The organism is Candidatus Eisenbacteria bacterium (assembly GCA_016235265.1).
In the GTDB taxonomy this organism is placed as follows: Bacteria; Eisenbacteria; RBG-16-71-46; order RBG-16-71-46; family JACRLI01; genus JACRLI01.
Genome location: JACRLI010000025.1, coordinates 1 through 21,749, shown reverse-complemented (window position 1 = coordinate 21,749; position 21,749 = coordinate 1). Strand labels below are relative to the sequence as shown.

General features: G+C 70.9%; 21 protein-coding genes and 1 tRNA gene. All 22 read left to right on the top strand.

Features of this window, described 5'->3' with window-relative positions; genetic code table 11:
• Positions 1–2: 2 nt before the first annotated feature.
• Positions 3–305 (top strand): EutN/CcmL family microcompartment protein, encoded by a 303-nt coding sequence (locus HZB25_13790; protein ID MBI5838305.1) that lies wholly within the window; start codon positions 3–5, stop codon positions 303–305.
• A gap of 6 nt (positions 306–311) precedes the next feature.
• On the top strand, positions 312–1,745 hold the full coding sequence (locus HZB25_13785) for an aldehyde dehydrogenase EutE (protein MBI5838304.1): 1,434 nt from the start codon (positions 312–314) through the stop codon (positions 1,743–1,745).
• Positions 1,742–2,314 carry a BMC domain-containing protein gene (locus HZB25_13780; GenBank protein ID MBI5838303.1) on the top strand — a complete coding sequence of 191 codons (573 nt, stop codon included), beginning with the start codon at positions 1,742–1,744 and terminating at the stop codon, positions 2,312–2,314. Before HZB25_13785 ends, HZB25_13780 begins: the two co-directional genes overlap by 4 nt.
• A complete protein-coding gene (locus HZB25_13775) occupies positions 2,311–2,580 on the top strand; it encodes a EutN/CcmL family microcompartment protein (GenBank protein MBI5838302.1) in 270 nt (89 codons plus the stop codon). The genes HZB25_13780 and HZB25_13775 overlap by 4 nt, the downstream gene beginning before the upstream one ends.
• Positions 2,577–3,497, top strand: a complete 921-nt coding sequence (sppA, locus tag HZB25_13770; protein MBI5838301.1) for a signal peptide peptidase SppA — start codon at positions 2,577–2,579, stop codon at positions 3,495–3,497. Before HZB25_13775 ends, sppA begins: the two co-directional genes overlap by 4 nt.
• A 104-nt stretch (positions 3,498–3,601) precedes the next feature.
• Positions 3,602–3,892 (top strand): integration host factor subunit beta, encoded by a 291-nt coding sequence (locus HZB25_13765; protein MBI5838300.1) that lies wholly within the window; start codon positions 3,602–3,604, stop codon positions 3,890–3,892.
• Positions 3,893–4,223: 331 nt separating this feature from the next.
• Positions 4,224–6,098 (top strand): VacB/RNase II family 3'-5' exoribonuclease, encoded by a 1,875-nt coding sequence (locus tag HZB25_13760; protein MBI5838299.1) that lies wholly within the window; start codon positions 4,224–4,226, stop codon positions 6,096–6,098.
• Between the two features lie 33 nt (positions 6,099–6,131).
• Positions 6,132–6,536, top strand: a complete 405-nt coding sequence (locus HZB25_13755; protein MBI5838298.1) for a PilZ domain-containing protein — start codon at positions 6,132–6,134, stop codon at positions 6,534–6,536.
• Positions 6,537–6,575: 39 nt separating this feature from the next.
• Positions 6,576–6,651, top strand: a tRNA-Ala gene (locus HZB25_13750).
• 336 nt (positions 6,652–6,987) lie between these two features.
• Positions 6,988–9,534 carry a S8 family serine peptidase gene (locus HZB25_13745; GenBank protein ID MBI5838297.1) on the top strand — a complete coding sequence of 849 codons (2,547 nt, stop codon included), beginning with the start codon at positions 6,988–6,990 and terminating at the stop codon, positions 9,532–9,534.
• A 165-nt stretch (positions 9,535–9,699) separates the two neighbouring features.
• A complete protein-coding gene (locus HZB25_13740; protein ID MBI5838296.1) occupies positions 9,700–10,362 on the top strand; it encodes a site-2 protease family protein in 663 nt (220 codons plus the stop codon).
• Entirely contained in the window at positions 10,359–11,402 is a 1,044-nt protein-coding gene (gene trpS / locus HZB25_13735) for a tryptophan--tRNA ligase (GenBank protein MBI5838295.1), read from the top strand. The genes HZB25_13740 and trpS overlap by 4 nt, the downstream gene beginning before the upstream one ends.
• A gap of 188 nt (positions 11,403–11,590) precedes the next feature.
• A complete protein-coding gene (locus tag HZB25_13730) occupies positions 11,591–12,307 on the top strand; it encodes a segregation/condensation protein A (GenBank protein MBI5838294.1) in 717 nt (238 codons plus the stop codon).
• A gap of 10 nt (positions 12,308–12,317) precedes the next feature.
• Entirely contained in the window at positions 12,318–13,037 is a 720-nt protein-coding gene (gene scpB, locus HZB25_13725; GenBank protein MBI5838293.1) for an SMC-Scp complex subunit ScpB, read from the top strand.
• Positions 13,018–13,773 (top strand): rRNA pseudouridine synthase, encoded by a 756-nt coding sequence (locus tag HZB25_13720; protein MBI5838292.1) that lies wholly within the window; start codon positions 13,018–13,020, stop codon positions 13,771–13,773. The genes scpB and HZB25_13720 overlap by 20 nt, the downstream gene beginning before the upstream one ends.
• A complete protein-coding gene (locus tag HZB25_13715) occupies positions 13,757–14,824 on the top strand; it encodes a chorismate mutase (GenBank protein MBI5838291.1) in 1,068 nt (355 codons plus the stop codon). Before HZB25_13720 ends, HZB25_13715 begins: the two co-directional genes overlap by 17 nt.
• 106 nt (positions 14,825–14,930) lie before the next feature.
• Entirely contained in the window at positions 14,931–16,049 is a 1,119-nt protein-coding gene (gene hisC / locus HZB25_13710; protein ID MBI5838290.1) for a histidinol-phosphate transaminase, read from the top strand.
• Between the two features lie 25 nt (positions 16,050–16,074).
• Positions 16,075–16,917, top strand: coding sequence for a prephenate dehydrogenase/arogenate dehydrogenase family protein (locus tag HZB25_13705; protein MBI5838289.1), 843 nt, complete (start codon positions 16,075–16,077; stop codon positions 16,915–16,917).
• A gap of 8 nt (positions 16,918–16,925) precedes the next feature.
• On the top strand, positions 16,926–18,203 hold the full coding sequence (aroA, locus tag HZB25_13700; GenBank protein ID MBI5838288.1) for a 3-phosphoshikimate 1-carboxyvinyltransferase: 1,278 nt from the start codon (positions 16,926–16,928) through the stop codon (positions 18,201–18,203).
• A 14-nt stretch (positions 18,204–18,217) separates the two neighbouring features.
• Entirely contained in the window at positions 18,218–18,913 is a 696-nt protein-coding gene (locus HZB25_13695; protein ID MBI5838287.1) for a (d)CMP kinase, read from the top strand.
• A complete protein-coding gene (locus tag HZB25_13690; protein ID MBI5838286.1) occupies positions 18,910–19,602 on the top strand; it encodes a 1-acyl-sn-glycerol-3-phosphate acyltransferase in 693 nt (230 codons plus the stop codon). The genes HZB25_13695 and HZB25_13690 overlap by 4 nt, the downstream gene beginning before the upstream one ends.
• A 15-nt stretch (positions 19,603–19,617) precedes the next feature.
• The gene (locus HZB25_13685) at positions 19,618–21,429 is read left to right on the top strand and encodes a 30S ribosomal protein S1 (GenBank protein MBI5838285.1); all 1,812 of its coding nucleotides are present in this window, start codon (positions 19,618–19,620) and stop codon (positions 21,427–21,429) included.
• Positions 21,430–21,749 lie beyond the last annotated feature (320 nt).

The window sequence follows — 21,749 nt, the reverse complement described above, 5'->3', positions numbered from 1 at the left end:
CGATGATCCTGGGCGAGGTCATCGGCACCGTGGTCTCCACCCGCAAGGAGGAGCGGCTGCAGACGCTCAAGCTGCTCCTGGTGCGGGAGGTGGGGCTGGACCTCAAGCCGACCGGCGGGGTGGTGGTGGCGGTGGACGCGGTGCAGGCCGGCACGGGCGAGATCGTGCTGTGCGCCTCGGGCAGTTCCGCCCGCCTGACGGACGTCACCCGCGACAAGCCGGTGGACTGCGTCATCATGGCCATCGTGGATTCCTTCGAGGTCGGGGGACAGACCCGCTTCGCCAAGAGCACGTCCCGGGCGTAGCCTTCCATGGACGCCACGCGGATCCAGCAGCTGGTCCAGGAGGTGATGACGCGCCTCGAGCAGCCCGAGCCGGGGGCCGCAGCCCAGGTTCCGCGGGGCACGGTGCGCCTCGAGGGCCGCGCCGCCTTCTCGGACCTGGACGCGGCGGTGGCGGCGTCGGCGGCCGCCGGGCCGGCCATGCGGGCGCTGGGCCTGCAGTGGCGGCGCAAGGCCATCGGCGCGGTGCGCGAGGCTTCGCGCCAGGCCTGGCGGATGCTCGCGGAGATGGCCGTCGAAGAGACCGGCTTCGGGCGGGTCAGCGACAAGATCACCAAGAACTCCATCGTCACCGAACTGACACCCGGGCCGGAGGACGTGGAGCCCGCCGTCTACAGCGGTGACCACGGCCTCACCCTGATCGAGCGCGCACCCTTCGGAGTCATCGGCTCCATCACGCCCTCCACCAACCCCTCCGAGACGGTCATCAACAACAGCATCAGCATGCTCTCGGGGGGCAACACGGTGGTGTTCGCCCCGCATCCCGCCGCCGAAAAGGTGAGCCTCAAGGCCATCGAGATCGTGGACCGCGCGGTGGTGGAGGCCGGCGGCCCGCCCAACACGGTGGTGGGCCTGAGCCAGGGCAGCCTGCAGAAGACCGAGGCGCTGATGCGCCACCCGGGCATCCGGTTGCTGGTGGTGACCGGCGGGCCGGGAGTGGTGAAGGCGGCCATGAACTCGGGCAAGCGCGCGGTGTGCGCCGGGCCGGGCAACCCGCCGGTGGTGGTGGACGCCACCGCGAACATCGAGCGGGCCGGACGCGACATCGTGGCGGGCGCCTCCATCGACAACAACATCATCTGCACCGCCGAGAAGGAGTGCTTCGTGGTGGCCTCCGTGGCGGACCAACTGAAGGCCGCCATGGTGCAGGCGGGCGCCTTCGAGCTGAAGCCCTACCTGCTCTCGAAACTGGAGTCGCTGATCTTCGAGCGCACCCGCGGGCCGCGCAAGCACGCCGACATGAACCGCAAGTTCATCGGCAAGGACGCCAACGTGTTCCTGCGCGCCCTGGGCCTCGAGCCGGAAAAGGACCACCGGCTGGTGATGGTGGAGGTGCCGGCGGACCATCCGCTGGTGTGGAGCGAGCAGTTGATGCCGGTGTTCCCGGTGGTGCGTCTGCCGGACGTGGACGCCTGCATCCGCATGGCCGTGGAGGCCGAGCACGGCTTCCGCCACACCGCCTGCATGCACTCGCGCGACGTGGAGAAGCTCTCGGACATGGCCCGCGCGGTGGACTGTTCCATCTTCGTGAAGAACGGCCCCAACTTCGCGGGCCTGGGCTTCGGCGGGGAGGGCCCGACCAGCTTCACCATCTCCACGCCCACCGGCGAGGGGCTCACCACCGCGCGCACGTTCACCCGGATCCGCCGCTGCACGCTGGTGGATTCCTTCCGGATCGTATGAGCGCGCCCGACCGTGCGGCGCCCGCGCTCGGCGCGCTGGAGACCACCAGCGTCGCCCGCGGCCATCACGCCGCCGACGAGATGGTGAAGGCGGCGCACGTGCGCCTGCTGCGCGCGGAGCCCATCAGCCCCGGCCGCTACTGGGCCGTGGTCTCCGGCAGCGTGGCCGACGTGGACGCCGCCCTGCGCATGGGCCTGGCCGCCGCGGGGGAGACGCTGGTGGACTCGCTGTTCATCCCCAACCTGCACCCGGGCGTGCTGCCCGCGATCGCCGGGACGGCCCCGCGGCCGCCGCGGCAGGCGCTGGGGATCGTCGAAACCGCCTCGGCGGCCTCCGGCGTGCGCGCCGCGGACAAGGCGCTGAAGACCGCCCCGGTGACGCTCCATGAGCTGCGGCTGGCCAACGGCCTGGGCGGCAAGGCATACTTCACGTTCACCGGAACGGTGAGCGATGTGAATGCGGCGGCCGAGGCCGCGGAGCGCGAGGCGGCCCGCTCGCAGCAGTTCGTCGCGGCACAGGTGCTGCCGCGGCCGCACAAGGACTTCCTGGCGGAGGCGATCGGATCGTGAACCTGGCGACGGTGATCGGGACCGTGGTGGCCACCACCAAGGTGCCCTCCCTGGTGGGGCAGCGGCTGCTGCTGATCGAGCCGTGTGACGAGAAGGGCAAGTCCGTGGGGCGCGCCCTGGTGGCGGTGGACCTGGTGAGCGCGGCTCCCGGCCAGCGGTGCTTCTTCGTGAAGAGCCGCGAGGCCGCCCACGCGCTGCCGGGCAAGGAGCACGCCGTGGACGCCGCCGTCGTGGGGCTGGTGGATGAAGTGCGGAGGGCGCCGTGAGCGGGACGGCCGGACGCGGAAAGAACTACCTGGCGGGGTGCATGCTGTTCGTGGCGGGCACCTTCGCGGTGATCACCGTGGTGGCCCTGGCCGCCGGCTGGATGCTGCGGCCCGACGCGCACAACATGCCGTCCTTCACCCGGCGCGTGGCGCTGGTGGAGATCACCGGGGTGATCCGGGACACGCGCGACCTGGTGGAGGAGCTGAACCGCTACAACGACGACAGCTCCATCCGGGCCGTGGTGCTGCGCATCGACAGCCCCGGCGGGTCGGTGGCGCCCTCCCAGGAGGTGTACGAGGCGGTCCTGCGCCTGCGCGACAACGACAAGCCGGTGGTGGTCTCCATGGGCGAGGTGTGCGCCTCCGGCGGCTACTACATCGCCTGCGCCGGGGACACCGTCTTCGCCAACCCGGGCACGGTGACCGGCAGCATCGGGGTGATCATGGACTTTCCGACCGCCGCCGAGCTGATGCGCAAGGTGGGCGTGAAATGGGAGATCGTGAAGAGCGGCCCGGTCAAGGACGTGGGCAGCAGCTGGCGCGACCTGAGCCCCGAGGGGCGCAAGTCGCTGCAGTCGCTGGTGGACGACGCCTACGAGCAGTTCGTGGAGGCGGTCGCCGACGGGCGGGGCATGGACGAGGCGAAGGTGCGGGCCATCGCCGACGGCCGGCCCATGACCGGGCGCCAGGCCCTGGGCGCCGGGCTGGTGGATCACCTCGGGGATCTCCAGGCGGCGATCGACTGCGCGGCCGTCATGGCCCGCATCTCCGGCAGGCCCACGCTCGTGACCCACGAGGACCGTCCCAACCCGCTGTTCGACCTGCTCCGTCGCTTCCTGGAGCCCGACCGGCAGGGGAGTTCGCGACTGCTCATGGAACAGCCGCCTCCCGCCCGACTCGAGTACCGGCTTTTCTGAGATGCTTGCAGCCGGATGCGTTTCCGGCTAAACTGCTGGCCAATCCGAAGTTCCGACCCGCGATTGGCCTCCGGTCGGCCGTGCCGGGGTTTATGGAGGAGTTCATGACCAAAGCGGACCTGGTCGAAGAGATCGGCAGGAAAGTCAGCATCCCGAAGAGCCAGATTGCCCAGATCGTGGATGACCTTCTCGAAGTCGTGAGCAAGGCCCTCAGCGACGGCAAGCACATCGAAATCCGCGGCTTCGGCACCTTCAAGGTGCGCGAGAAGAAGGCCCGCCGCGCGCGCAACCCCCGGAGCGGCGAGGAAGTCATGGTGCCGGCCAAGGTGGTGCCCGTCTTCAAGCCTTCGCACGACCTGAAGAACCTGGTCCTCGGAAACTCGACCGGTTCGTAGTCCCGTCTACCTCAACCGAAGGAAGCCTGCATGGGTTGCGGAAAGAAGCGCAAGCGAAAGAAGATCGCCACGCACAAGCGCAAGAAGCGCAGTCGCAAGAACCGCCACAAGAAGCGGACCTGGCAGGCCTAGCACCGGGCCGGGTCGCGGCTCCCGCCGCGGCCCGCCCGGGTGCGCCTGTCGGCCCGAATTCCCACACCTGCGGCCCACCTCAAGGATGTCCCGCCGCACGAGGTCACCGGCCCCCGCCCGAAGGCGCCCCAGCGTCGATCGGAGGGGGCGCGCGCGCTGGATCGCGGAGCTCGAGTTCACCCGCGACGGACGCGCCTTCGTGCTCCGGCAGGGCACCCGCGTATTCCTGGAGCGGGACGACCTGAACCAGGCGCTCCCCGGCGACCTGGTGGAGCTGGAGGCCGTGGCCCACCGCCGCGGCCAGGACGCCGCACGGGTGCGCCGCATCGTGGAGCGCCGCACCCGCCCGCTGCTGGGCCAGGTGGTGCGCCGCCGCGGCGGGCTGGAGTTCCGTCCCTACCGCGCGGACACCGCCGATGCGATGGTCTTCGAGGACCCCGCCGGGCTGTCCCCGGGCGACCAGCTCTCCGTGGTGCGCATGCCGCCGGTGCGCCGCGGCGATCCCGCGCGCGCCCGCGTGGTGGAGCGCCTCGGCCGCGCCGACGAGCCCCGCTGGGACAGTCTCATGGTCGCACTGGACGCCGGGCTGCCCCTGGAGTTCCCGCCCGACGCGCTGGAGCAGGCGGAGCGCGCCGCGGTCCCCCCCCGGGGCGTGCCGAGGGGGCGCACCGACCTGCGCGAGCCGCTGACGGTCACCATCGACCCGCCCGACGCCAAGGACCACGACGACGCACTGTCCCTGGTGGCCCACGGGAGCTCGTGGGAGCTGGGGGTGCACATCGCCGACGTGGCCAGCTACGTGCGCCCGGGCACCGCGCTGGACGAGGAGGCGCTGCGCCGCGGCAACAGCACCTACCTGCCGGACATGGTGCTGCCGATGCTGCCGGAGGCGTTGTCCTCCAACGTGTGCAGCCTCAAGCCGGGCGTGAACCGCCTGGCCCTGAGCGTGCTCGTGCGCGTGGACGGCCAGGGCCGGCCCCAGCGGCATCGCATCGTGGCCAGCGTGATCCGCAGCGACCACCGGCTCTCCTACGAACAGGCGGAGCGCATCCTCCAGGGGGACGAGCCCGCCCCGGAAGATCTGCGCCGACTCCTCGAAGGACTGTCGAAGGTCACCTCGCTGCTGAAGGCCGCGCGGCTGGCCCAGGGCTCACTGGACCTGGACCTGCCCGAGACCCGGGTCACCCTCGATCCGTCCGGCGCGCCCCTCGAGCTGCACCGCCACCGCCAGCGCGGCTCGCACCAGCTGGTGGAGGAGTGCATGATCCTGGCGAACCGCACCGTGGGCCTGGAAGCCGCGGAGCGGAACTTCCGTTTCCTGTACCGGATCCACGAGGAACCGCTCGAGGCCCGCCTGGCCGAGTTCGCGCAACTCGCCGAGGCGCTCGGGCTGCACCTGCCCGACCGCCGGCGGCGGGGCGAGGACTGGGTGCGCCACGTGAACCTGCGGCAGTCCTCCGAGGTGAAGCGGAAGCTGATCCAGACGCTGCTGCTGCGCTCCCTGTCGAAGGCGCGCTATTCGCCGGACGACGTGGGGCACTACGGCCTGGCGGTGAGCCGCTACGCGCACTTCACCTCGCCCATCCGCCGCTACCCCGACCTGGCCAACCACCGCCAGGTGCATCGCTGGATCGCCGGCGAGCCCTCCGACGACTCCGAGGACTACGCGGCCATGGGCGATCAGTGCACCGAGACCGAGATCCGCTCCATGAACGCGGAACGGGAGGCGGTGACGGTGAAGTGCGTGCGCTTCATGGAGCCGCGGGTGGGGGAGGATTTCCCCGCCGTGGTGACCGGGATGATCCGCAGCGGCTTCTTCGTGGAGCTGGTGGATTTCCCGGTGGAAGGCATGGTACGGTTTGCCGGCCTGCACGAGGACCACTTCGTCTGGGAACCGGAGCGGGCCCTGGTGCGCGGCCGGCGCACCGGGGCCGTGGTGCGGCTCGGTGACGAGCTCACGGTGCGCCTGGTGCGCGCCGATCTTGAAGCGCGGCAGCTCGAGTTCGCGCCCGCCGAGCCGCTGGCGGCCCCGGCGGGGCGCGGCGCGCGCGGCCGGCGTCCCCGCCCCCAGTAGGCCGCGGCCCGCGTGAGCCTGGAAAGGAGTCGCATGACCAAGTCCGATGCCCGCAGCGATCGCCGCCGGAACCCTCGCGTCGAGGCCAGGCTGGCGCTGCAGATCAGCGAGCGCGGCGCCAAGGGCGGCCCGCAGGTGGCCGAGAGCTTGAACATCAGCACCGGCGGCGTGTACTGCCTGGTCAAGGCGGCGCTCCCGGTGCTGACCGTGCTCGACCTGAGCATCCAGCTGCCCAAGTTCGGCGCCAACAAGGCCACGCAGGTGCTGCACTGCGAGGCGGTGGTGGTGCGCTGCGAGAAGTCGGCCAAGCCCGCGCGGGGGGCGGTGGTCTACGACCTGGCGTGCGCGTTCCAGAACCTGGACGACGAGACCCAGGGAATGGTCAACGAGTACGTGCTGTGGAAGCTGCTGCGGCCGGGAACCACCGGCAACGGTTGACGCGGAGGGTCCGCCCGGACTAGAATTCCGGACTGTCGTGGGGCTGTAGCTCAGTTGGGAGAGCGCATGACTGGCAGTCATGAGGTCAGGAGTTCGATCCTCCTCAGCTCCACCATTTTATTTTCGTGCGGATGACCATGCCGCGTTTCGCGGCCCGCGCCCCGCAGCGCCCGGCCCAGCCGGGCGCTTTTTCATTTGCGGGCGGGATCCCCGGGGCGCCCATCCCCATCGAAGAGTGCGGGGAAGGCCGGGATTGAGCCCTCCGAGGCCCATCGGGATTGACAGAAGTCGCGTTTTGGTATATAGTTATGCTAATGTGAAGCCGTCGCCTTCCCGCGCAGCTGAACCCCCCTGCGGCAGGAAGCGCCCGGCTTGGGAACAACGCGCGGAACCACCATCGAGGATTGGCGACCGGGGCTGTCCCGGGAGCCGCCCAGCCGGAGGCCTACCCATGCGACTGCGGTCCATTCTATTCCTCACCTTCGCCGCCCTGCTCGTCCAGCCCGTCAGCTCCCAGGCGCAGGTGCGCAAGCTCTCCGACCTCGAGCCCGGGTTGCGCGCGGTCGCCGAGGGCGGAGAAATCCCGCTGGCCAACCGCCCGCTGCCCGCGCCCGTCGCCACGCTGGGCCTCAAGGGGCCGCGCGTGACTCCGGACTACGTGCGCCCCACCGAGTTCGGCGTCCTGTTCGAGTTCGACGGCTCCCGCTCCGAACTGGAAGCCAGCGGGATCCGCGTCAACACCCAGGTGGGTCACCTGTTCACGGCGCGCGTGCGCCCCGACGAGGTGAGGAACCTCATGCTGGTCTCCGGCCTCCGCAACGCCCGGCTGGAGCGCTACATGGAGCCGCACCTCAACGCCGCGATGACCGACACCCGCGGCGATCTCGAGCACGGCACCCCCAGCGGCAGCCCGCCGGTCTACCCCGGCCACACCGGCAGGAACGTGATCATCGGCGACGTGGACTCGGGCATCGACTTCAACAAGCCGGACTTTCAGGACCCGGTGACCGGCAAGACGCGCATTCTCTACATCTGGGACCAGACGGACCTGGTCGGCCCCAACCCCTCGACCTTCACCTACGGCAGCGAGTGGACCAAGAACGACATCGACAACACCCCCGGTTCCATCCGCCAAATGGACCTGGACGGCCACGGCACCAACGTGTGCGGCACGGCCGCCGGCAACGGCAGCGAGACCGGCTGCTCCCAGCCCGGGTACCGCTACGTGGGCATGGCCCCCGAGGCGAGCATCATCCAGGTGAAGACGAACTTCACCGACACCGGGATCATCGACGGCGTCAACTACGTGTTCCAGAAGGCCGCGGCGCTGGGCCGGCCGGCGGTGTGCAACCTCTCGCTGGGCGGCCACTCCGGCCCCCACGACGGTTCCGACGCATTCTCCACGGGCGTGGGCGCCCTCTCCGGAGTGAACAAGATCATCGTCGCGTCCGCGGGCAACAGCAACAACAGCAAGATCCACGGCAAGCTCACCACCACCTCCAACACCGTGGGCGTGGACAAGTTCACCGTCAGCGTGCCCGCCTACACCGCGCGCGGCGGCACGTTCAACGACTACATCCTGATCGCCGGCTGGTACGACCCCACGGTGTCGCTGACCATCCGCGTGAAAGGCCCGGCGGCCACCGACACCGTGTCCGTGGGCCTGGGGCAGATGAAGGAGAGCAACACCGTCGACGGCAAGATCTTCGTGGTCAACCAGGTGGCCAACCAGGGCTTCGGCGGGACCTCCCGGGACCGCCAGTTCGAGATCCAACTGTATGACTCCCTCGCCGCGCGGCCGCCCAAGAACGGCACCTGGGAGATCGACGTGGTCACCAACACCGGCAGCCCGCTGGCCTCCCGCGTGGATATCTGGATGTACGTGTACTCGCTGGGCAGCCTCGGCGCGGCGCCCCAGGTGGTCACCGGGCTGGACAACAGCACGCTCGTCGGCGGCCCCGGCGACGCCGACAGCGTCTTCACCGTGGCGGCGCACACCACCAAGCCGTCGTGGTTCTCGTGCGCCCAGGGCGGCACCTGCGCCTACACCTCCAGCCCGCCGATGAACGCCATCGCCTCGTTCTCGAGCAACGGGCCGCGCCGGGACGGGGTGCTCAAGCCCGAGATCAGCGCGCCGGGCTTCGGGATCGCGACCACGCACTCCGACCAGTCGGGCGCCATCGGCGTGTGCGGGGACGTGGACGACGGCGTGCACGAGATCAACCAGGGCACCAGCTTCTCCAGCCCGCTGGTGGCCGGGGCGGTGGCGCTGTTCCTGGAGTACCGCACCGGCGTCACGCCCAGCCTGATCAAGGCGTCGTTCGAGCCCCACACCCGCCGCGACGGCTTCACCGGCGCGGTGCCGAATTCCATCTGGGGCTGGGGCAAGCTGGACGTGTTCGCATCGCTGGACCACACGCCCCCGGTGGTGAACGTCACCTCGCCGGTGGGCGGGGAGAACTGGGTCGGCGGCTCGTCGCACAACATCACGTGGACGGCCGTGGACAGCATCCAGGTGGACACCGTGAAGATCGAGGTGTCCGAGGACGGCGGCGGAAGCTGGACCACCCTGGCGCACGGCGTGGCCAACACCGGCTCGCAGCCCTGGACCGTGCCGGTCACCGCCCACGGCCAGGTGCGCGCCCGGGTCACCGCGTGGGACACCGCGAAGAACTTCGCCGCCGACATCTCGGACTCCAACGCCCACATCGTGGACGTGGAAGCGGGAGGGAGCGCGGCCTTCGCGCTGGGCCGCAGCCGGCCGAATCCCACTCCGGGGCGCGCCAGCATCCGGTTCATCCTGCCGGCCGCCGGGCCGGTGGACCTGGCGGTGTTCGACCTGGCCGGTCGCCGCGTGGCCACGCTGGCCCAGGGCCGCATGAGCGCCGGCGCCCACGAGGCCACCTGGGACGGCCGCGGCGCCGCCTCGGGCGTGTACTTCTACCGCCTGCGCGCGGGTTCGCAGTCCGCCGAGCGCCGCCTGGTGCTGGTGCACTGATTTCCGCGGCGCCGTGGCGCCGCCGGCGTGAGTCTTCGGGCGCGGCTGCCACGTGCGGCCGCGCCCGTCGCATGCGCCCCGGTTCATTCGCTGCTTGAACGCGCGCGCGCAGGCCCGTATAGTGACGGCGCCTCGGGCACGGGCCCGGGGCCCCTCGGAGGATCATTGAAGGACGCGCTTCGACGCTGGCTCCTGGTGGGGCCGGTTCTTTTGTATTCCGTGATCCTCCACGAGATCATGCACGGCTACATGGCCCTGGTGTACGGGGACCCGACCGCGCTCGACGCCGGCCGGCTGACGCTGAACCCGTTTCCGCACATCGACCTGTGGGGCTCGGTGCTGATCCCGACGTTCCTGATCCTGATCCGCTCGCCGTTCTTCATCGCCTGGGCGAAGCCCGTCGAGGTGAGCCCGGCGCTTACGCCGTTCGTGATGATGGTGGTCGCGATCGCGGGGCCGCTCACCAACCTGGCGCTGGCCGTGGCGTGCGCCGGGCTCATGCGCGTGGTGTCCCCGGTGCTGGGCCTGGGACGGTGGGCGCGGCGGGCGCGGTTCATGCTCGCCTACGGCGTGCTGGTGAACAGCATGCTGATGGTGTTCAATTTCCTCCCGCTGCCGGCCCTGGACGGCTCGAAGGTGCTGGCGTTCCTGGCGCCGCCGCTGCGGGACGCCCTGCTGCACGAAAACATCTACATTCAATTCGGGGTGCTCGCGTTGATCATGGCCGTTCCGCAGGTCCGCACCTGGCTCATCGCCTTCCCCACGCGGGTGCTGGGCGGCTCGCTGCTCCGGTGGGCCGATCCCTCCGGCAACTGGAGGCTCTCGTGAGCCGCGGGCGCATCCTCTCCGGTATGCGCCCCACGGGCCGCATGCACCTGGGCAATTACGTGGGCGCGCTCGAGAACTGGGTGGCGCTCCAGGGCCAGTACGAGAACTTTCACATGGTGGCCGACTGGCACATGCTCACCACCGGATACGAGGACACATCCAGGCTGGCCGCGGACACGCACGCCATGGTGGCCGACTGGCTGGCCGCGGGCATTGATCCCGTGCAGACGCCGGTGTTCCGCCAGTCGAAGATCAAGGAGCACGCGGAGCTTCACCTGCTGTTCTCGATGCTGGTGACCAAGGCGCGGCTCGAGCGCAACCCCTCGCTCAAGGAGCAGGCGCGGGACCTGCACATCGACGACCAGGTGATCAGCTACGGCCACCTCGGCTACCCGGTGCTGCAGGCTGCGGACATCCTCATCTACAAGGCCAACGTGGTGCCGGTGGGCGAGGACCAGGTGCCGCACGTGGAGCTCACCCGCGAGATCGCCCGCCGCTTCAACCACGTCTACTGCGCGGGGCGGGAGCCCATCTTTCCGGAGCCCGAGGCCAAGCTGACCGCGTTCGCGCGACTGCGGGGGCTGGAGGGCAATCGCATGAGCAAGTCGGTGGGCAACACCATCCACCTCACCGACTCCCCGGAGGAGATCGAGGCCAGGATGAAGATGGCCTACACCGACCCCCGGAAGGCCCGGCTCACCGATCCCGGCCGTCCCGAGGAGGATCCCTCGGAACTGGACAGCGAAGGCCGTCCGCTGCACCGGGGCTGCGTGGTGTGGGAGTACCATCGCAAGTTCAACTCCGCGGAGGCGGAGAGCATCGCCACGCAGTGCCGCGCGGGCGCGCTGGGCTGCGTGAAGGACAAGAAGTACCTGGCCGGAAAGCTGGCGGAGGCCCTGGCACCCATCCGCGAGCGCCACGCGGCCATCATGGCCCGCCCGGGATACGTCGAGGACGTGCTGCAGGACGGAGAGGCGCGCGCCCGCCGGGTGGCCGAGGCCACCCTGGCCGAGGTGCGGGAAGCGATGCACCTGCCATGAGCGATCCCGTGAACGACCTTCCCTCCGCCGCGCCTGACGCCCCCGAGGCGCCCGGGACCTCTTCGCCCGAAGCTCGCGGGACCTCCGCGCCCGGATCGCCCGGGGCCACCGCGCCCGGATCGCCCGGGACCGGCGCATCCACGCCGGCCGGCGCCGGCGCGCCCGAGCAGGCCGGCTACCAGGTCCGGATCCAGGGCTTCGAGGGCCCGCTCGACCTGCTGCTCCACCTCATCAAGCGCGACGAGGTGGACATCTATGACATTCCGATCGCGCGCATCACCGAGCAGTACCTTCGATACCTGGACCTGATGCGCGCGCTCAACCTCGACGTGGCCGGCGAGTTCCTGGTCATGGCGGCGACGCTGATGCGCATCAAGGTGAAGATGCTGCTCCCGGTCACGCCGCTCGAGGAGGAGGAGGAGGGCGACCCTCGCGAAGCGCTGGTGCAACAACTGCTCGAGTACCGCAAGTACAAGGAGGTGGCCGGCCGGCTCCGGGAGCGCGAGGAGGAGCGCCGCTGCCTCTACGAGCGGGGGCTGCCCGAGAGCCTGGATCGCAGCGAGCCGCTGCCGCTGCGCCCGGTGAGCCTGTTCGACCTGCTGGACGTATTCCGGCAGGTGCAGCTGCGCGCGTCGGTGGAGGCGGCGGTCTACGAAGTGCAGGCGCCGGCGATCTACATCGAGGACTGCATGGAGCGCATCCGGCAGGAGATCACCGGCCGGGGGCGGATTCGCTTCACCGAGCTGCTGGCCCGCTGCCGGCGCAGGCTGGAGATGATCGTGACCTTCATGGCGCTCCTGGAATTGATGAAGCTCGGCGAGATCATGGCCGAGCAGGAGGAATCGTTTGGCGACATCTGGATCCAACCCGCACGAGCCGCGGGACCCCAGCCCGCGGGGGGATGAGCCTTCCGGGCTGCTGCCCGCCCTGGAAGCGCTGCTGTTCGCGGCGCCTCAGCCGCTCACGCTCGAGGCGCTGGCCGAGGCCCTGGCGCCGCTCGCCGCCCCCGAGGTGGGGGGGCTCCTCGAGCAGCTCCGCGCGGAGCTGGAGGGCGCGGGCCGTGGCGTGACCCTGGTGCAGGTCGCCGGCGGCTGGCAGATCGTGTCGCGCCCGGAGTACGCGCCGTACGTGCAGCGCATGCTCCGCGGGCGGCGCAAGGCGCGCCTCTCGCGCGCCGCACTGGAGACGCTGGCCATCGTGGCGTACCGCCAGCCGGTGACCAAGGCCGACATCGAGGGTATCCGCGGTGTGGACTCCTCGGGAGTGCTGGCACACCTGCTGGAGCGCAATCTCGTGGGCATTCGCGGCCGGGCCCACACCGTGGGCCGCCCGCTCCTGTACGGGACCACCCAGGAGTTCCTGGTCTATTTCGGCATCAACGACCTCACCGATCTGCCCAAGCCCGAGGAACTGGCCGAACTCCTGAAGGACCGCGAGGGGCTCGAAGCGGGCCTGTTCGACGGATTGGAGGCGGAAGCCGCGGCGGACACCCCCGGGACCTCGGCGGCGTCCGGGCCGCCTTCGTCCGGCGACGCCGAGGGCATGACTGCGGCCGAACTCGACGAACTGGAGGCCGCCTGGGAGGAGCCCAGCGGCGCCCCGGGGGGCGGCTCCGATGGAGACAAGGCTCGGTAAGTACCTCGCCGAGTGCGGCGTCGCCGCCCGGCGCAAGGCCGACGAGCTGATCCGCGAAGGCCGGGTGCAGGTGAACGGCCGGCCGGCGGAACTGGGGCAGAAGGTGGACCCGGCCCGCGACCGGGTCACGGTGGACGGGCGCGCGCTGCGCCGGCCCGCCTCCAAGGTGACTGTGATGGTGTACAAGCCGCCGGGCTACGTCTCCACGGTGGACGATCCCGAAGGTCGCGAGACGGTGCTCGACCTGCTCCCGAACCGGCGCGAGCGCCTGTTTCCAGTGGGCCGCCTGGACCTGCTCAGCGAAGGGCTGCTGCTGCTCACCAACGACGGCGACCTGGCGCTGCGGCTCACCCATCCGCGAAACCGCGTGGAAAAAGAGTACCGCGTCACCGTGGGCGCGGACGTGGAAGAGGTCGCGGTGGACCGCCTCCGACGCGGCGTGCGCACGCAGGCCCTGGGGCCGGTGCGACCGGAGCGCGTGGAGCAGACCGGGCCGCGGCGGCTCTCGGTGGTGCTGCTCGAGGGCCGCAAGCGGGAGATCCGCGAGATGTGCGCGGCCGTGGGCCTGCCGGTGGAACGCCTCAAGCGGGTGCGCATCGGCGGGCTGCTGCTGGGCCGGCTGCAGCCCGGGGAGTGGCGCGAGCTGGGCCCCCTGGACCTCGAACGTTTGATGCAACGCGAGCCGGCGCGCCCGCGCCGCGGCCCGAGACAGGGGACCCATGGACGAGCTCACTGACCTCCGCGCGCAGATCGACCGCATTGACCGCGACCTGGTCTCGCTGCTGGCGCAGCGCGCCGACGTGGCCGGCCGCATCGGGGCGCTGAAGGCGGCCGAGGGCTCGGCGGTGTTCGACCCGGGCCGCGAGGAGACGGTGATCTCCCGTGCCGTGGCGCTCGGCGCGGGCCGCCTCCCCGCCCGCTCGCTCGAAGCCATCTTCCGGGAGATCATCTCCGCGTCCCGCGCGCTCGAAGCGCCCACGCGGGTCGCCTTCCTGGGGGAGGAGGGCGGGTTCGGCCACGAGGCCGCCGCGTCGCGCTTCGGCAGCTCCGCCTTCTGCGCCCCCATGACCGACGCCGACGCCCTGCTCGGCACCCTGCAGGCCCGCTCCGCGGACTTCGGCTGTTTCCCGATCACGCCGTCCGGCGAAGACCCCGGCTTCGAAGCCTTCGACCTGCTGCTCAATTCCCCGTTCCCGGTGGTGGGCGAGTTCCTGGTGGAGAACAGCCACTGCCTGCTGGCCGGCTCGGCGGGGCCGGTGGCGCGCCTGATCGGGGACCCCTACTCCTTCACCCACTGCCGCCGCCACCTCGACCTGATGCACCCGGGAGTGGAGCGCGTGGCGGTGCGCAACGGCCTGGAGGCGGCGCGGCTGGCGGCCCGCAGCCCGGGCGCCGCGGCGGTCGGCACCCGCATCCTGGGCGAGCTGGCCGGGCTGGAGGTCATCGCCGAGGCGCTGGACGACGTGCCCGGAGCCGCGCGCCGCTACCTGATCCTGGGCATCGAGCCCGCCAAGCGGGCCGCGGAGGAGAAGACCGCGCTGCTGGTGGCCCTCGACAACCGCCCCGGCTTCCTGCACGGGCTGCTGGGCTGCTTCGCATCCACCGGGATCAACCTGGTGTGGCTCGAAAACCGCGCCAACGCGCGCTGGTCGTGGGACCACCTCTTCTACCTCGAAGCCGACGGCCACCACCAGGAGGAGCCGCTCAAGACCGCGCTCACCGCGGTGCAGCGCGGCACCGCCTTCTTCAAGGTCCTCGGTTCCTTTCCCCGTTCCGTCACCCGCTGAAGGGACGACGGCCCCCAGCCGCGGTCCAGGGCCGTTTTGACGGCCCCGCTCGGCCGTGGTAGCTTGGGACTTCGGTCGCAGACACCGGAGAGGACGAGGAGGGGAAATGCCTGCCTTCGACCAGCTGATCCGCCCGGGGATCCGGGCCATCCAGCCATACACCCCGGGCAAGCCCATCGAGGAGCTCGAGCGCGAGCTCGGGATCGAGGGCGCCCTCAAGTTCGCGTCGAACGAGAACCCCGCGGGCCCCTCACCGCTGGCCCTCCAGGCCGTGCGCGACTGCATGCGCTCGGCCAACCGCTACGGGGATGCCGGCTGCTACTACCTGCGCCGCGAACTGGCCCGGCACTGGGGACTGCCGGAGAGCCACTTCGCGGCCTTCAACGGCTCCTCGGAGAGCATCTACCTCTCGGCGATGCTCACCTGCGGCGAGGGGCACGAGGTGGTGTTCACGCACCCGCCGTCGTTCCTGCTGTACCGGATGTCCGCGCTTTCGGTGGGCGCCACCCCGGTCGCGGTCCCGCCGCGCAACCTGGGTCACGACCTCCGGGCGATGCGCGCGGCCATGACCCCGCGCACCCGGCTGGTGTTCATCTGCAATCCCGACAATCCCACGGGCACGTCCCTGGGCCATGACGAGGTGGACCGCTTCATGGAAGGCATCGGCGAGGACGTGCTGGTGGTGTTCGACCACGCCTACGCCGAGTACGCCACCCGGCCCGACTTCCCCGACATTCTGAAGTACGTGCGGGCCGGCCGGCCGGTGGCCGAGTTGCGCACCTTTTCGAAGGCCTACTCGCTGGCGGGATTCCGAGCCTCCTACATGATCGCCCCGCCGGCGCTGGTGGACTACTACAACCGCGCCCGTCTGCCCTTCAACGTGAACACGCCCGCGCAGGCGGCCGCGACGGCGGCCCTGCGCGACCAGGACCACGTGCGCCGCGCCGTGGCGCTGAACCAGGCTTCCCTGACCCGGATCGTGGAGTGCATGGAGTCCCTGGGGGTGGAGGTCACTCCCACGCAGGCGAACTTCGTGCTGGTAAAGCTGCCGGCGGATTCACGGCCCGTCCAGGCGGAGCTGGAGCGGCGCGGGATTATCGTCCGCAACATGGTGGCGTTCGGCCTGTCCCCCGAATACCTGCGCGTCACCAGCGGCACGATGGAAGAGACGGAACGCCTGGTGAGCGCGTTCCGCGACGTGCTGCGGCCCGTCGCGGCGCGCTGACCTTGGTTCTCGGCGGAGCCCGGTGATGAGCGATCCCCGCCTCGCCGCGCGCCCCATCCAGGACCTCCGCGTGGGCGTGGCCGGCCTCGGCCTGATCGGAGCCTCGATCGGCCTGGGGCTGCGCCAGGCCGGGGTGCGGGTGCTGGGCTTTGATCCCGACGACGTCGCGCGCTCCGTGGCCCGGGACCGCGGGGCCGCCGACCGGCTGTGCGACGGGCCGCGCGAGCTCTCCGCCTCGGTGGACGTGCTGTTCCTCGCCGCGCCGCCGTCCGCCAACGTCCGGATGCTGGAGGATCTGGCCGGCGCGCCCGCCACGCTCCTGATCACCGACACCGGCAGCGTGAAGCGGGCCATCTGCGCGACCGGCGCGCGGCTGTTCGCCGCCCGCGGCGGGGCGCGCTTCGTGGGCGGCCATCCCATGGCCGGCTCCGAGTCCAGCGGCCCGGCCGCGGCACGCGCGGACCTCTTCGCCGGCGCGCCGTGGTACCTGTGCGCCCCGGCCGGACCGCTGCCGGAACTCGAGCCCCTGGTGGACGCGCTGGGGGCCGTGACGTTCCGCGCGGATCCGGACGCCCACGACCGCATGGCCGCTTCCCTCAGCCATCTCCCGCAGCTGCTGGCCTGGCTGCTCCGGAACGACTGGGGCCGCGAAGGCCTGGTGCCCGCGCAGGGCGGCCCGGTGGCCCGCGAGCTGGCCCGCCTGGCCCGCAGCTCTCCCGGTCTGTGGGCCGACATCCTGACCGCGAACCGCGACCACGTGGCCGCGGCGCTGCGGCGCGTGGCGGGCGGCGCCGCCGCGCTCGCCGACTGCTTCGATGACCCGGACCCGGAACGAGCGCTGCGTGCGCTGGAGGACCTCTGCCCGTGACCGATCGCCTGCGCGTCCACCCGGGAAGACCGTTCCGAGGGACGGTGCATCCGCCCGGGGACAAGTCCATCTCGCACCGCGCGTTCCTGCTGGCCGGGCTCGCCGCGGGCCAGAGCCGCCTCTCCGGGGTGAATCCCGGCGAGGACTGCGCCCGCACGCGCACCGCCCTGGAGCAGCTGGGGGCGCGCTACGAGCGCTCCGAGGATGGCTGGCTGGTGACCGGGATCGAGAAGGATCCCTCCGGGCTCGACCTGCGCGTGGACTGCGGGAACTCCGGCACCACGATGCGCGTGCTGGCCGGCGCGTTCGCCGGTTTTCCCATCCGCGCGGAGTACTCCGGCGACGCCTCGCTCTCGCGCCGACCGGTGGCCCGCGTGGTGGAACCGCTGCGGCGCATGGGGGCGCGCGTCTCGGCGCGCGACGGCGACCGCCTGCCGCCCCTGGTCGTGGAAGGCGGCGGCCTGGCCGGCATCGAGTACACGTCCCCGGTGGCCAGCGCCCAGGTGAAGTCCTGCGTGCTGCTGGCGGGTCTGCGCGCGCAGGGAGTGACGCGCGTCACCGAACCGGCGCTGTCGCGCGACCACACCGAGCGGATGCTGCCGCACTGGGGAGTGCCCGTGGAACGCCATGGCCTGGTGTCCGCGGTGAGGGGCGGCGCGCGCCTGGCCGGCGCGCGGTTCCGCGTCCCGCGGGACCCCTCCGCGGCGCTCTTCTGGGTGGTGGCCGCGCTGATCGTGCCGGGCGCGGAGATCGAGATCGAGGACGTGTGCCTCAATCCCACCCGCATCGGCGCGTTGCGCGTGCTGGAGCGCATGGGGGCGGACCTGGAAATCGAGGTGGACGCCGGGGACGGCGAGCCCCGCGGCTGCGTGCGGGTGCGCGCTTCGGCGCTGCGCGCCGCGGACATCGAGCCCCCCGAGGTGCCCGCGCTGCTCGACGAGCTGCCGGCGCTCGGGGTGGCCCAGGCGGCCGCATGGGGCGAATCCACGGTGCGCGGCGCGGAGGAGCTCCGGGTCAAGGAGAGCGACCGGATCGAGACCACCGCGGCGGGACTGCGCGCGCTGGGCACGCACGTGGAGACCCGGGCGGACGGCTGGACCGTGCGCGGCAACGGCGGCCGCCCCTTCGGCGGGGGCTCCGTGGAGAGCCACGGCGACCACAGGATCGTGATGAGCTTCGCGGTGGCGGGGCTGGCGGCCGGGGGCGACGTGTGCATCGAGGACATCGGGGCGGTCCTTACCTCGGATCCCACCTTCCTCGGCACGCTGCGGGAGTGGCAGCCGTGAACGGCCCGCAGCGCGTGCTGGCCATTGACGGCCCGGCCGGGGCCGGCAAGAGCTCCACCGCGCGCGCCGTGGCGGAACGGCTCGGGTTCGCCTACGTGGACACCGGCGCAATGTACCGCGCGCTGGCGGTGGCCGCCGCGCGTGCCGGGGTGCCGCTGGAATCGGAACCCGGCCTGGTGGAGCTGCTCGAGAGGGTGAGCCTGCGCTTCGACCCCGCGGGCCGGCTGCTGCTGGACGGGGAGGACGTCAGCGTGGACATCCGCAGCCCCGAGGCCTCGAGGGCCGCCTCCGTGGTGGCCTCGCACGGCCGGGTGCGCACCCGCATGGTCGGCGCCCAGCGCCGCCTGGCGGAAGGCTCCGGCTCGGTGGTCATGGAAGGCCGCGACATCGGCACCGTGGTGTGCCCCGACACGCCCATCAAGGTGTTCCTGGACGCCGACCTGGCCGAGCGGGCCCGGCGTCGCATCCGGCAGCAGGGCCTGGTGCCCACGCCCGCCGAGCTGGAAAAGGTGAAGTGCGCCATCGCCGAGCGGGACGCCTCGGACGAGGGCCGCGCCGACGGCCCGCTGCGCGCCGCCGACGACGCCGCGCGCATCGACACCACCGGCCTGAGCTTCGACGCCCAGGTGCAGCGGGTGCTCGCGGCCGTGCGCGCGCGCTGGCCGGATGCGTGGGGACCCTGGCCCGGCGGGGAGGGGAAGGGCCCGTGAGGCCCTGGTACCGGTTCATCCTGGCGCTGGCCCGCTGGATCCTGCGGGGCATCGGCCCGATGCGGGTGATCGGCCGCGAGCACCTGCCGCGGGGGCGCAACTTCATCATGGCCAGCAATCACTTCTCGTTCTTTGAGCCGCCGATCCTGGGGGTGGCCTCGCACATCGAGTTGCATTACTTCGCCAAGCAGAAGCTGTTCGAGATCCCGGTCTTCGGGCGGCTGATCCGCAGCGTCAACGCCGTGCCCATCAACCGCGGGAGCACCGATCTGACCGGTCTCAACGGGGCGCTGGAGGTTTTGCGGGCCGGGGGCAGCCTCGTGATCTTTCCCGAGGGCGGCCGCAATCGGACCGGCCGGCTCAAGCCGCCCAAGGGGGGGATCGGCTATCTCGCTCTGGGGAGCGGGGTTCCCATCGTGCCGGCGTATGTGCGGAATTCGAATCGGATGTTGAATTGCACCCTGCGAAGGAGTAAGATAACGGTCGCTTTTGGCCCGCCGCTGGAACCGGATCCCGAGTTGCTCAACCTGGAGCGCAAGGAGGCCCACCGCCGGATCGGCCGCGCGGTAATGGACCAGATTGCCCTTCTGGAGCAGCAGGTGCTGGCCCTCGAAACCGGCACGGACGGGGCGACGCCAAAAGCAGATTCCGCCCCCGGCCCAGGCAGGCCGGGGCCTGTTCACCCTTGAGGAGGCAACCCGATCATGGTCGAAGAGACCCAGACCCTACAGCCCGAGGAACGCGACGAGACACCGCGCGAGCGTCCCCGGCGCGTCCACGTACGCATGATGGAAGCGGTGGATGACGACGACACCCGCGAAGGCCTGGCCGAGGAGCAGGCCCGGATGATGGGCCTGTACGAGGAATCCCTCAAGGACATCGACGAGGGGGAGATCGTACGCGGCACCGTGCTTCGCGTGGACGAGAAGGAAGTTCTGGTAGACGTCGGATTCAAGTCCGAGGGCGTCATCTCCATCGACGAGTTCCCGGACCGCAGCCTGATCAACGTGGGCGACGTCATCGAAGTCTACCTTGAGAAGATGGAGAACCAGGAAGGCCTGGTCGTGCTGTCCAAGCAGCGCGCCGACTTCGTGCGGGTCTGGGATCGCGTCAAGGACGCGGCCGACCGCGGCGAGGTCGTCGAGGGCCGCATCATCCGCAAGATCAAGGGCGGCGTGGTGGTGGACCTCTTCGGCGTCGAGGCGTTCCTGCCCGGCTCGCAGATCGCCCTGCGGCAGGTGCAGAACATCGACGAGCTGATGAACCAGACGCTCCGGTTCAAGATCATCAAGCTGAACAAGCGCCGCCGGAACATCGTGGTGAGCCGCCGCGCCGTGCTGGAAGAGGAGCGCGCCGCGCAGAAGAGCGCGATCATCACCGAGCTGGCGAAGGACCAGGTGCGCGAGGGCGTGGTGAAGAACATCACCGACTTCGGCGCGTTCGTGGACCTCGGCGGCATCGACGGCCTGCTCCACATCACCGACATGAGCTGGGGCCGCGTCGGCCACCCCTCCGAGGTGGTGCAGATCGGCCAGAAGATCCAGGTCAAGGTGCTCTCGTTCGACCCCGAGAAGGAGCGCATCTCGCTCGGCCTCAAGCAGCTCACGCCGTACCCGTGGGAGGAAGTGGACAAGAAGTACAGTGTCCAGCAGCGGGTCAAGGGCCGCGTGGTCTCGATCACCGACTACGGCGCCTTCGTGGAGCTGGAGAAGGGCGTCGAGGGCCTGATGCACGTGTCCGAGATGAGCTGGACGCGCCACGTGCGGCACCCGAGCAAGGTGGTCTCGCAGGGCGACATCATCGAGGCCGTGGTGCTCAAGGTGGACAAGGAGAACGAGAAGATCTCGCTGGGCCTCAAGCAGATCGAGCCCGATCCGTGGCAGACGCTGGACCTCAAGTACCCGGTGCGCTCGAGCGTGTCGGGCAAGGTCCGGAACCTGACCAACTTCGGCGCCTTCGTGGAGCTGGAGGAGGGCATTGACGGCCTGGTGCACGTCTCCGACATGTCCTGGACCCGCCGCGTCAACCACCCGTCCGAGATGCTCAAGAAGGGCGACAAGGTGGACGTGATGGTCCTGAACATCGACAAGGAGAACCGCCGGGTCTCCCTGGGCATCAAGCAGCTCGAGGAAGACCCGTGGCCGAACCTGTCGGACAAGTACCTGCCCGGCCAGATCCTCAAGGGCAACGTCACCCGCATCCTGGATCGCGGCGTGATCGTGGACCTCGGGGAGAACATCGAGGGCTTCGTGCCCTCGGGCCAGCTGGGAGTGGAGAACCTCAAGAAGCCCTCGGACGCCTTCAAGCCGGGCGACCCGCTCAGCCTGAAGGTCACCCGCGTGGACGTGGCCAGCCGCCGGATCATCCTGTCGGCGAAGGCCTATCTCCAGGACGCGGACAAGGCCGAGGTGGACCAGTTCATGAAGGACCACACGCCCAACCCCTCGAACAGCGCCGACGGCTCTCCGGAGACGGTGGTGGTCAGCGAGGGCGGCGAGGACCTGCCGGCAGAGTAGGCGGGGGTCCATCAGGGCCGCATTCCGACGCACCGGTGGGGGCCGTGGCCGCGAGGCTGCGGCCCCCGACTGCATGTCCCGTGGCGCCGCGCCGGGCCTCTTGCGCCCGCGTCCCGCTTCATGCGGGCGGTGGGACGCACCCGGGGAGGCACCCTGAGCCCCGAATCCCCGGGCCTCTTCCCCGTAATCCGTCGATAAGCCAGTTGGAGTAGTGGTGGCGAGGCTTGTTGTTGGCCTGGTGAGGCTCGGAACGCAGTTTTTGCCAGGGTCAGGTGGCGAGCCCGGCAGGTGTGGGGGTGGGGGCAGCCCCGTTGAGCGCT

What these genes read in the sequence shown, in the direction of transcription:
- hisC (MBI5838290.1), top strand. Translation starts at nt 14,931, where the DNA reads ATGCCTGCCTTCGACCAGCTGATCCGCCCGGGGATCCGGGCCATCCAG.
- HZB25_13765 (MBI5838300.1), top strand. Translation starts at nt 3,602, where the DNA reads ATGACCAAAGCGGACCTGGTCGAAGAGATCGGCAGGAAAGTCAGCATC.
- HZB25_13720 (MBI5838292.1), top strand. Translation starts at nt 13,018, where the DNA reads ATGGAGACAAGGCTCGGTAAGTACCTCGCCGAGTGCGGCGTCGCCGCC.
- HZB25_13685 (MBI5838285.1), top strand. Translation starts at nt 19,618, where the DNA reads ATGGTCGAAGAGACCCAGACCCTACAGCCCGAGGAACGCGACGAGACA.
- HZB25_13785 (MBI5838304.1), top strand. Translation starts at nt 312, where the DNA reads ATGGACGCCACGCGGATCCAGCAGCTGGTCCAGGAGGTGATGACGCGC.
- HZB25_13755 (MBI5838298.1), top strand. Translation starts at nt 6,132, where the DNA reads ATGACCAAGTCCGATGCCCGCAGCGATCGCCGCCGGAACCCTCGCGTC.
- HZB25_13745 (MBI5838297.1), top strand. Translation starts at nt 6,988, where the DNA reads ATGCGACTGCGGTCCATTCTATTCCTCACCTTCGCCGCCCTGCTCGTC.
- HZB25_13715 (MBI5838291.1), top strand. Translation starts at nt 13,757, where the DNA reads ATGGACGAGCTCACTGACCTCCGCGCGCAGATCGACCGCATTGACCGC.
- HZB25_13705 (MBI5838289.1), top strand. Translation starts at nt 16,075, where the DNA reads ATGAGCGATCCCCGCCTCGCCGCGCGCCCCATCCAGGACCTCCGCGTG.
- HZB25_13790 (MBI5838305.1), top strand. Translation starts at nt 3, where the DNA reads ATGATCCTGGGCGAGGTCATCGGCACCGTGGTCTCCACCCGCAAGGAG.
- HZB25_13780 (MBI5838303.1), top strand. Translation starts at nt 1,742, where the DNA reads ATGAGCGCGCCCGACCGTGCGGCGCCCGCGCTCGGCGCGCTGGAGACC.